Source organism: Bacteroidota bacterium (assembly GCA_017303975.1).
Taxonomy (GTDB): domain Bacteria; phylum Bacteroidota; class Bacteroidia; order JAFLBG01; family JAFLBG01; genus JAFLBG01.
This window is the reverse complement of the sequence record JAFLBG010000002.1, coordinates 158404-170490: the sequence shown is the minus strand read 5'-3', so window position 1 is coordinate 170490 and position 12087 is coordinate 158404. Positions and strand designations below refer to the sequence as shown.

At 37.5% G+C, this 12087-nt stretch carries 5 protein-coding genes and 1 pseudogene (1 of these 6 only partly in view); 4 read left to right on the top strand and 2 right to left on the bottom strand.

The genetic code is table 11. The features are described from left to right. Positions 1-384: pseudogene (locus J0M08_01635) on the bottom strand (rhomboid family intramembrane serine protease); it reaches 510 nt to the left of the window's first position. 3 nt (positions 385-387) lie between these two features. Continuing rightward, entirely contained in the window at positions 388-2196 is a 1809-nt protein-coding gene (mutL, locus tag J0M08_01630) for a DNA mismatch repair endonuclease MutL (GenBank protein ID MBN8701740.1), read from the bottom strand. Positions 2197-2342: 146 nt separating this feature from the next. On the opposite strand from mutL, the gene J0M08_01625 reads away from it, so the two are divergent. From J0M08_01625 to J0M08_01610, 4 genes are all read left to right on the top strand, one after another. After that, positions 2343-2906, top strand: coding sequence for a hypothetical protein (locus tag J0M08_01625; GenBank protein ID MBN8701739.1), 564 nt, complete (start codon positions 2343-2345; stop codon positions 2904-2906). Between the two features lie 139 nt (positions 2907-3045). After that, positions 3046-6855: a TonB-dependent receptor gene (locus tag J0M08_01620; GenBank protein MBN8701738.1), complete on the top strand. Its 3810-nt coding sequence runs from the start codon at positions 3046-3048 to the stop codon at positions 6853-6855. Positions 6856-6877: 22 nt separating this feature from the next. Then, positions 6878-10966, top strand: a complete 4089-nt coding sequence (locus J0M08_01615) for a T9SS C-terminal target domain-containing protein (GenBank protein ID MBN8701737.1) — start codon at positions 6878-6880, stop codon at positions 10964-10966. Between the two features lie 43 nt (positions 10967-11009). After that, complete coding sequence (locus J0M08_01610; GenBank protein ID MBN8701736.1) at positions 11010-12071, top strand: PorV/PorQ family protein; 1062 nt, start codon at positions 11010-11012, stop codon at positions 12069-12071. Positions 12072-12087 lie beyond the last annotated feature (16 nt).

Genomic DNA, 12087 nt, shown 5'->3' with positions numbered 1-12087 from the left:
TACCTGCATCATAGGTTGTACACTGTTAAAATAAAAAATAACATAGTGTGTAAAGGCCGCACCAACACCTGTAATTAGGTAGTAGGTTAAAAAACGTTTGCTTCCCCAATAGTTTTCCAACACATTGCCAAACATCCACAAAGCAAACATGTTAAAAAATAAATGCGTAAATCCACCATGCATAAACATGTAGGTAATTAATTGGTAAGGTTTAAATTTTTCGGCCTGTATGTAGTGAAGCCCTAACAGGTCAGAAAGGTCAATGCCAAAGCGGTTTTCAAAAACAATGGTTGCTAAAAATAAAATAGCATTTATAATTAACAGGTTTTTTATAACCGGAGTAAGTAGGCTAAATCCGCTTGGGCGGTACTGTTCGTAGCTCATAAATTAGTAATTAAATCTTTTGTCCAGTTCTTCTTCTGTTAAAATAAAATAAATTTTTTTGCCCGAAGGAGATAGTTGTGTGTTTTCGCAAGCAAATAATTGATCAATAATAGCAAGCATTTCTTGTTCCTTTAATTGTCGCCCTTTTTTAATAGAAGCGCTTTTTGCTGTTGCAATTAGCAATCCTTCCCGATGCGATGAAGAAATAGCATCCGTGTTTTTTTCGTACTGATGAATAGTGTCCATTAGCAACTCCGCAGGCTTACTGTTTTTTGCATCAGCGGGAATGCCGTGAATAACAAACGTGTTTTTGCCAAAATCTCGTATGTCAAATCCAAGACCATTCAAATCATCTTTAAGTTCATTTATCAATTGGTATTCGTGCGTAGAAACCTCCATTTGCTCCGGATAAAGCAATTGTTGGGTGTTGGTATTGGCTTCTGTTTGCTGTAGTTTTTCAAAAACAATGCGTTCGTGTGCTGCCTGCTGGTCTATAAGTAAAAGCCCTGATTTTACAGAGCTTACAATGTATTTGCGCAACAATTGAAAAACAGGAGCTTGGCTAGGAGATTCGCCTTCGTTTATTTCTATTTCTTGCTGTGGTTCTGAGCTTTCTTGTTGTTTCGTTTTTAATACATCGTACAACTCTTGCCAATTCTGCTTTATAGCGGGAGAATACTTTTCTTGATAGTTTTGTCCTGTTGTAGTTTTAAATGGGTTGTAGTTTTTATCAACCTTTATGGTAGGGGCAACAACAGGTTTGTTTTTGTCAAAGGCAATATCAAAACTTTGTTCTCTGTTAAAATCAATGGTGGGCGTAATGTTAAAAATACCCAACGAACGTTTAATCGAAGCTTGCAGTATCATGTAGATAGAGCGTTCGTCTTCAAATTTTATTTCTGTTTTTGTGGGATGGATGTTGATGTCTATAGTTTGTGGATTGATTTCCAACTTTAAAAAGTACGAAGGAAATACATCTCCGGAAATTAAATGCTGAAAGGCACTTTGAACGGAATGATTTAAATAGGCATTTTTAATAAATCGATTATTTACAAAAAAATATTGTTCTCCTCTGGTTTTCTTACAGAACTGAGGTTTTATAACAAATCCGGAGATATTTAAAATGTCTGTATGTTCTTCAACCGGCACCAGGCGTTCGTTGTAATTATTCCCAAACAGCCCTACAATTCGTTGTTTTAGGTTAGATGAAGGCAGTTGAAAAACATCATTCCCGTTATGATTCAAAGAAAAAGCTACTTCCGGGAAGGCAAGCGCAACTCGCTGAAACTCTTCTAAAATATATCTAAACTCAGCCGGATCTGATTTTAAAAAATTTCTACGGGCCGGAACATTGTAAAACAAATTTTTAATAGCAAAACTTGTTCCGTTCTGACAAGCGCATGGTTCTTGTATTTTTAAAACACTTCCTTCAATTTCGATAAGTGTACCAAGGCTATCGTCTGCACGTTTGGTTTTAAGTTCTACTTGAGCAATTGCGGCAATGGATGCAAGTGCCTCGCCTCTAAAGCCCATGGTGCGTATGCTGAATAGGTCGTCAGCTTTTTTTATTTTAGAAGTAGCGTGTCTTTCAAAACTCATCCGTGCATCTCGTTCGCTCATTCCTAAACCGTTGTCAATTACTTGTATCAAGGTTTTGCCGGCATCTTTTACAATGAGTTTTATTTGTGTGGCTTTTGCATCAATGGCATTCTCCATCAACTCCTTAACCGCAGATGCAGGACGTTGAATAACCTCTCCGGCAGCAATTTGATTTGCAACCGAATCAGGGAGTAATTGAATAATATCAGCCATCGTATTTCAAATAATTCAATAAAAATACCATTTTACGTGGTATTGCTGAAATTGTTTAGGTATTTATTTCGACTATACAATCCGATTATTACAATCGTAAATTCAACCGCTCATTCCGTAAACTAACCTTTCATAAAGTTTTGTTAATGTTTGTTAAAATAGATTTGTATAATTGCAGTATGAAATACGAAGCTGCATCAAATATAGAAATAGCCATTTATGCGTTAGTATTTCTTTTTTATGCCATAAGCTCAATAGTTAAATGGGTAAAAAAGATAACCGGCTCTGCAGCGCAAACTAGAAAAGGATCAAATACAAATCAATATCCAACCCCAACATACAATAAACCTAAAAGTATTTTTGAGGAATTATTAAATCCACAACCAACTACCTCCTCTCAAGAACAAACTTTTGATGAAACTGAATTTGATACCGAAACAGAATACCAAAATCCTAAAGAGCGAAAAGCAGTAAAGCAATACGAAACATTAGAATCTACAGATTTAGAAGAAGAATTAACTGAACAAGTAGAAAACAATAAATTTTTTTCGTACGAAACAGCTACTGTAAATGACGCGAAGGAAAAAGATGCTACTGAACAGTTAAAAAGTAAAAAAGAAGAAGCTCCAATAGACGATGACGATTTTGGAACAATAGACATAACAAAAGCAATATTATATAGCGAAATACTTAAAAGACCCGCGTACTAATTTTAGAATTTTTATCCCTCCCCCAAAATACTAAGTATGACGCTGTAAATCAGCGGCTAAGTAAGCGTTAAAATTTGTTAAACGAGATATTAAAAATTTCATATATTTACCGGCTTTTTAAAAAATAAAATTACTGCTCATGTATAAAAAATTACTCTACACATTCGTTGGAATTCTAGCAAGTGGGTACCTGTTCTCTCAAAGTGGAGCCATTAAAGTTACCTTAAAAGATAAAGCAACAAAGGAGACCATTCCTTTTGCAAACGTGGTAGCTGAGCTTAATGGTGTGCAAGCCGGTGGAGCTACTACTAATATTGATGGAGAGGCATTTATAAAACCACTAACTCCTGGAAAATACAATGTCAAAGCAACCTATGTAGGATACCAAGCGGTAATGATTACGGGTGTAAACGTATCTCCAGATAAAACAGAGTACGTTACCATCGAATTACAAGCAAGTTCTATAACAATTAATGAGGTAGTTATTGTTGAATATACCGAGCCTCTAATTGACCCGGACACAAAATCAGGCTCTACGGTAACACGCGAAGAATTTCAAAATTTAGCAACAAGAGATGTAAATGGCGCAGCTGCTCTTACCGCAGGGGTGTATCAAAATGATGGTGGAGGTCTTAACTTCCGCGGGTCTCGTGCTGAAAACACACAGTATGTTGTAGATGGTATGCGTGTAATTGGTTCGGCAAATGTGTCGCAGCAATCGGTTGAGAATATTACAACTATTACCGGTGGTATTCCTGCTCAATACGGAGATGTTACTGGTGGTGTTGTTGCTATTACCACACGTGGCCCACAAAGTAAATTTATGGGTGGCGTAGAAGCTCGTACATCTCAGTTTTTAGATCCTTATGGACACAATTACATTGGATTTAGCCTTGGTGGGCCTATTATTACAAAGCGTGATACCGCAAAAACTAAAACGGTTTTGGGTTATTTTGTTGGCGGTGAAATAGAGTTGGACAAAGATCCATATCCATCTGCCATTGGATTTTGGAAAGTAAAGGACGATAAGTTAAAATATCTAGAAGAAAACCCATTACGTAGATTTGCAGGAAGCGATGCGTTAGTAAGAGAGGCAGAGTTTATCACAAAAGATGATATGGAAGAAATTAAAGTACGCCAAAATGTTGCGTCTCGTGCTTTTAGACTTAACACAAAAGTAGATTATAAGCCAACCGACAATTTGAATATTACACTTGGTGGTTCAATTGACTACGGAAGCGGACACTCTTTTGTTTATGAATATGCTTTGTTAAATCCGGTAAATAATCCCGCGTACCGAAGCAATACATGGCGAGTATTTGGGCGTATAACACAACGTTTTGGCGATCCTAACTTAACGAAGGAGGAGATAGAAAAATCGACTGCACTTATAAAAAATGCGTATTACACCTTACAAGGAGAATACGAAGGAAGTAAAGGTATAACTGAAGACGATACACATAAAGACGACCATTTTGCCTATGGATACGTAGGAAAATTCAAACAATACAAATCTCCCTACTATCAATTTAAATCGGATGGACCAATGGGAGATGCATTTTACATGATTGGAGAAGGAGATGTTGCACTAACATTTCAACCGGGAGATGTAAACACAGAGGCTACTAATTGGACTGAGCAACTTTATAATTTGGTTGGAACAGGATATACTACAAATGGCGGGCAGTACGGATTTGCTCAAGGTAACTTTATGTTGCAACAAGGCAATGTAGCTGCGGGTGAATACTATAACCAAGGCATTACTACAGGTATTGATATCATACAAAACAATGGATTGCTAAATGGTACTCGTCCCGGTAACCTATATGGCTTATGGTATAACACTGGTCGTCAGTACGGAGGATATGCTATTGGAGACAATACTCGATTTAGGGTATCTACTAGCTTTTCGGCAGATATTAAAAAACATGCGTTGCAAGTTGGGTTGGAGTGGGAACAACGTTCTTACAGAGATTATAATTTAACCTCTATCGGTTTGTGGGATTTAATGGCTGGCGGTGCTAATAGCGGAGGTTTTGCTAATTTCCATTTATCGCAATTAGATACAGTACCTATTTTTGTTCCTGAACTTTCCGGAACTTACAACTACTACAGATACGATAAAAGATACGATGCGTCTCAACAATATTATTTCGATAAAAAGCTTCGCGAAAAATTAGGCTTACCGGTTGACGGAACTGATTTTATTGATGTAAACAGCTTAGATCCATCTTTATTCTCTTTAGATATGTTTAGTCCGGACGAACTATATAACCAAGGAAATGGAATTGTTTCGTATCGTGGATACCATACCGGTAAACGCACCAAAGGCCGTGCTTCGTTTAGCGATTTCTTTAACAAAAGAGATGCAACAGATTCTTACTTTACTAGAGAAGTGCCTGCATTTACTCCGGTTTACATGGCTGGTTACATACAAGATAAATTCGACTTTAGAGATATGAAGTTTAATGTTGGTGTGCGTATTGATAGATACGATGCTAACCAATATGTACCAAAAGATATGTATGTATTTGATGAAGTTTATACTGCGAAAGAAATTGATTTTGATAAATACAATGCTACTCGACCATCTAACATTGGAGATGACTTTGTGGTGTATGTAAACGATGCATCTGCAGGTGTAGAAGCTACTACCATTAATGGATACAGAGACGGGGACCAATGGTACACAGCAGATGGTAAAGAAGTTACCGATTGGCAGCTAATTGCAGGTCCTACAGGAATTGCACCAATGCTAAAAAATCCAACAAATGTATCGGGAGTTTCAGAAAAAGCATTTGAGGATTATACTCCGCAAGTAAATGTAATGCCTCGTATTGCATTCTCTTTTCCTATTTCGGACGTTGCTAACTTTTTTGCTCATTACGATATCTTAACACAGCGCCCAAGCGATGGTTATAATGCAGTAAATCCATTTAACTATTTGTACTTGCAGAATAGAGGTGGTGCTTATACACCTAATCCAAACCTAAAACCATCTCGTACTACAGATTATGAATTAGGTTTTAGCCAAATATTAAATGAGCGTAAAAACTCATCACTTACTATCTCTGCATTTTATCGTGAGTTGAGAGATATGCAACAAATTATCCGTATCAACGGTGCATATCCTGTAAGTTATTTAACTACCGGAAATATCGATTTTGGTACAGTAAAAGGATTATCTGTAGCATACGATTTGCGTAGAAGAGCATCTTCATCAACATTTGCAGAGGCTGAAGGAGTTCAATTAAGTGCAAATTATACGCTTCAGTTTGCCGATGGAACAGGATCCGGGGCAACAGACGCATTTAATCTTGCAAACTCCGGTCAACCAAACTTAAGAACATTAGTACCACTTGATTTTGACCAAAGACATAGACTTGTATTAAATCTTGATTACCGTTTTGGAACTAAAACAGAATACAAAGGGCCTACTGTTACGCGTAAAAAAGACGATACCGATAAAACAATTAAAGTGTTAGAAGATGTTGGGTTTAACTTGACATTAAATGCGGGTTCCGGTACACCTTATACACAGCAAGCAAACCCAACCCAAACAGCAGCTTCCGGAATTGCACAAAGAGCTTTCTTAAAGGGAAATATTAGAGGAGCTCGTTTACCATGGCAATTTAGAGGAGATATCCGTATTGATAAAAACTTTATTGTTAAATGGGGCGATAAAGACGATGACAACAGAAAGCAATCTAACTTAAATGTGTATGTATTGGTGTATAATATATTAAACACCAAGAATGTGGTAGGTGTTTACCCTTATACCGGAAATCCTGATGATGACGGTTATTTAACTTCTGCTGCTGCACAGTCTGAAATAAATGCAAATATTAGTCCTGCATCATTCATTGATTTGTATTCTATAAAAGTAAACAACCCTTACAACTACAGCTTGCCGCGTAGAATAAGATTAGGTATAACATTAGATTTTTAATAAACCATAATACGAGAGCGATATGATATTAGGTAGAAAACAACGTAGTGTAATTCTGTTAGCTGTTATAACAGCAGGTTTTACAACGCTTACAGCTAGAGAAAATATTGGAATGGGTAGTGGTAAAAATAATACCGCGAGCACAGTTAATTCTGTAGCCGCTTTATGCGAGCCTGCTAGAGCCCAAATAACATTTGATTTAAACAATGTTCGAGCAACTATCTTGAATGCGGGAGATATGTGGTGGGATATTTTTGGAACTCAAAATGCACGCTACGAAATACCTAAAAACAGTGGTTCTCACTCATTGTTTGCTGCGTCTATTTGGGTTGGAGGGTTGGATGCAGGTTCAAATTTAAGAGTAGCTGCTATGACATACCGCCAAACAGGAAATGATTTTTGGCCTGGACCGCTTGATCCGGTTACTGTTAGTACAGATGATCAAATGTGTCGTAAATACGATAAACACTTTGTTATTACCAGAAAAGAAGTAGAAGATTTTGTAGGTGCAAAAGCCGATCCTGCTGCCTATCCAGGGTATCAAATTCCTAGTTCTATTTTAAATTGGCCGGCTAATGGAGAAAACGGAAATCAGTTAGCTCCGTTTTTTGATGCTGACGGTGATAATTACTACAACCCGGAAGGAAGTGGAGATTATCCGTACTACAATATTGCAAACAGTAATTCATGCGATACCAATTTTTTATTTGGGGATAAAACAATTTGGTGGGTTTTTAACGATAAGGGTAATGTACATACCGAGTCTAGCTCCCCTCCAATTGGTTTAGAAATTCAAGCGCAAGCATTTGCGTATAGCACGAACGATGAAATTAATAACATGACTTTTTATAAGTATAAAATTATTAATCGTTCATTTTCCTCATTAAATCAAACGTATTTTGGAAAGTGGGTAGATGCCGATTTGGGCTGTGCTACCGATGATTATGTTGGATGTGATGTGGCAAGAGGGTTAGGTTATACGTATAACGGAGATGGTGATGATGAGAGTTGTTTGGGTGTTACCGGATACGGGGATGCACTTCCGGCTGTTGGGGTTGATTTTTTTGAAGGTCCGGTAGCGGATATAGGAGATGGTATTGATAACGACCGAGATGGTTGTGTTGATTGTACCAATGTAAATAATGGAACAACTACTATTCAGGTTCCGGAAACTCAATTGCGCGAAAAAATTATCATGTCTAAGTTTGTGTATTACAATAACGATAATTCACTACAGGGAAACCCTGATAAAGCAAGTGATTTTTACAATTATTGTAGAGGTATGTGGAGAGATGGATTGCCAATGACATACGGAGGTAGTGGGCGTGGTGGTAGTTTAGCATGTAATTTTATGTTCCCTGGTGATACTGATCCACTGGGAATTGGAACCGGTAATGTACCTCAAGTACCTTGGTATGAAACAATAAAACCGGCAGATAGAAGATTTTTTCAATCAGCAGGACCTTTTACATTGCAACCTGGAGCAAGAAACTACATTACTGTGGGTGCTGTTTGGGCTAGAGCTCTGCCTGGAGCTGGGAATAAGGCTGCAATTACTTTATTGCAAGCTGCTGATGATAAAGCTCAACGTTTGTTCGACAATTGCTTTAAGGTATTAGATGGGCCGGATGCTCCAGATGTTACATTGCAAGAATTAGACAAAGAAGTAATACTTTATTTGTCTCATTCTCCACTGTCAAATAACTATCTTCAAAAATACACGGAAGTAGATCCTGCAATACCTGCAATTAGTGGGTATGACAGAACTTATGATTTTGAAGGGTATCAAATTTTTCAATTGAAAAACGCTTCGGTTTCTCAAACAGAATTGTCCGATCCGGATAAGGCTCGTTTAGTAGCACAAGTAGATGTTACAAATGGAGTAAAGCAACTTATTAATTACTACTATGACGAGGCTTTACAAGGGTATACCCCAAGAGAAGAAGTAAATGGTGCTGATAAGGGAATTGCAAAATCGTTCCGTGTAACAGAAGATCAATTCGCTTCCGGAGATAAACGCCTTATTAATCATAAGCAGTATTACTTTATGGCAATATCGTATGCGCATAATAATTACAAAAATTATAGTCAAACAGACCCTGCGCTATATGATGGACAAACTCAGCCTTATAAAGCTGGTAGAAAAAATATAAAAGTTTATACTGCCATACCACACATTCCTACACCGGAAGCTAACGGAACTAAAATGAATGCAGGATATGGAACCGGAGTTAAAATCAAAAGAATTGAAGGCCAAGGAAATGGTGGGAACATTCTTGATTTAACTGACGAAACGGTAGCTCGTATTTTAACTAGTCCGGAGCATAGGGTAATTGACCCTGAATACCAAGCCGGTAAAGGACCAATTAATGTGCGCGTTATAGATCCTTTGAATGTGGTAAAAGGGGATTTTACGTTTTACATGCTGCCTGGTATTACGAATAGTACTAATGCAGCTGTTCAGCAGGGAGCAATAGATACAGCTAAGTGGAAAATAAAGAACAATACAACTGGCGAAATAATTTCTTCTCAGCAATCTATTCAATTGCAGACAGAACAAATTATACCTCAGTGGGGGATATCAATCTCAATTAGCAAGTCAGGAAACCCTGGTCCTTCTGATAATATAAAAGACAATGGCTTTTTAGAAGCATCTATATCATATACCGACCCTACGAAGGCTTGGTTTTCTGGAATAGCAGATCAAGATGGAGAGTTCTCCGAAAACTGGATTAGATCAGGAGTAACAGAGGCGCCAAATACTAATCCTACAACAGAAGAAACAGTTTATCAAGATAGGTTTATTGGCGCAACGACTTCTCCTGCTGATGCAGAGCAAGTATATGAGAATATACTAGGCGGTTTGATAGCCCCTTATGCTTTAACGGGTGCAAGTTACAAGACTGGAGGATTTGTTTATGCAGAGGGAGGGCCTAAGTATGGTGTGTTTAATTCAATTAATACGTTAAACGATATGCCGTTTTTGGCAAGTGTTGATATTGTTATTACTTCTGATAAATCAAAATGGTCGAGATGTGTTGTTTTGGAAATGCAGGAGGAAACGCAGTTAGCTGTTGGGGGTGTTGCCAAGCATGCAATACGAGCTTCTGCTTCTGTTGATAAAGAGGGAAGAAAGTCTGGAGACCCAGGTACTGTTAGTGATGGTAGTGAAAACGATCCTAATTTTATCAGCTCTACCGGTATGGGCTGGTTTCCTGGATATGCAATTAACATAGAAACCGGAGAACGCTTGAATCTTGCTTTTGGCGAAGATTCTTGGTTGGTGGCAGAAAATGGTGCTGATATGATATGGAATCCGACATCAAATTCATACAGCAATTTGGGTACTCTATTATGGGGAGGGAAACACCATCTTTTTGTTTTCAATAGCTCAGGATTGTATTCAGGCTCTTCCGCTTTTGCAAAAGATATGCCTAGATACGACCATGGTCAGTACATAAGAAATCAAATACCTGCAGCAAGTAATGCCACTGCAATGAATGGTACTATTTGGAATCATTGTATTTGGACAGGAATTCCACTTGTTAATTCAAGTTTTTCTAGTATGTCGCAAGTAAATAAAAATTTAGCTATCCCGTCTGACTTGAAAATTAGATTGAGAGTAGCAAAGAGATATACAAGAGCCTATTCTGGGTATTTTAATAACACTACATTTCAACTTACTTACCAAACGGATGTTGCAGCCACTCCTCAAAACAGAAACTATCCTATGTACACGTTTAATACATACGATTTAGAAACTGTTACTAGTGATGAAATGTCGGCAAAAGATGCGTTAGAGTTAATTAATGTTGTCCCTAACCCTTACTATGCTTACTCTGCATACGAAACAAATAGGTTGGATAATAGAGTGAAGATTACAAATGTGCCTGAAAAATGTACCATTTCTATTTATACAATTAATGGTTCGTTGGTACGTAGGTTTAAGAAGGACGATCCTAAAACATCTCAAGATTGGGATTTGAAAAATCAATCGAATATTCCGGTAGCAAGCGGTATGTATATTATACATGTTGATGTTCCGGGAGTAGGAGAAAAAATAGTGAAATGGTTTGGAGTAATGAGGCCAATTGATTTGGAGTCGTTCTAATTAAAACTAAGAAAGAAAAAATTACGAATTAAAAATTAGTAAGATGGTAAAGAGATATTTAATACTCAGTTTAGCTTTTTATGCAGGAATAGCGACTGTACTAGCAGGTAATAAAGAGCGCGTTGGACAAGCAGGTGCAACACAGCTTTTGATAAACCCATGGACACGTAGCTCCGGTTGGTGTGGTGCTAATACTGCTTCTGTAAGAGGAATTGAGGCAACCTATTTGAATGTTGCAGGCTTGGCATTTACCCCTAAAACAGAGTTGTTGTTTACCAGAACTCAATGGTTGAAAGGAACCGATATTAATATCAATGCATTTGGTCTTTCTCAGCGCATTGGAGAAACAAGTGTGTTGGGACTTAATTTCATGTCTATGGATATGGGGGATATAGAAATTACAACAACAGATCAACCTGAAGGAGGAATTGGAACTTTTTCACCCCAATTTTTTAATATGGGATTATCTTACGCAAAAGCGTTTTCTGATAATATTTACGGAGGTTTAAACCTTAAAATTATTTCGGAAGGTATTGCAGATGTTAAAGCTAGAGGCGTAGCGCTAGATGCCGGTATTCAGTATGTAACAGGTAAGTGGAACAGAGTGAAGTTTGGTATTGCCTTGAAAAACGTAGGGCCAAGAATGACATATAGAGGAGACGGTTTATCTTTTAATGCGTCTGTACTATCTACCGGTACTATTTTAACTGCAGAGCAACGTTCATCAGATTTTGAATTGCCATCTATGGTTAATATTGGTGGGTCGTATGATTTTTATTTAAAAAAGGATACTGCTGAAATAAAAATGCACCGTTTGACGGTAGCGGGTAATTTTGTTTCGAATTCGTTTTCAAAAGATCAATATGTTGTTGGGTTAGAGTATGGTTTAAAATCATTTTTAATGCTCAGAGCAGGCTATTTGTTTGAAGATGGAATACATAAGGAGGATGAAAGAACTACCGCGTTTACTGGTCCGCATGCCGGTTTTGGTGTAGAGGTTCCATTTGGGAAAGAAAAAAAATCTACGTTTGGGATAGATTACTCGTATAGAGCTACGAATCCATTTAATGGGGTACATTCTTTTGGCGCTAGATTAAGTTTATAAAAATTAGTATATTTGT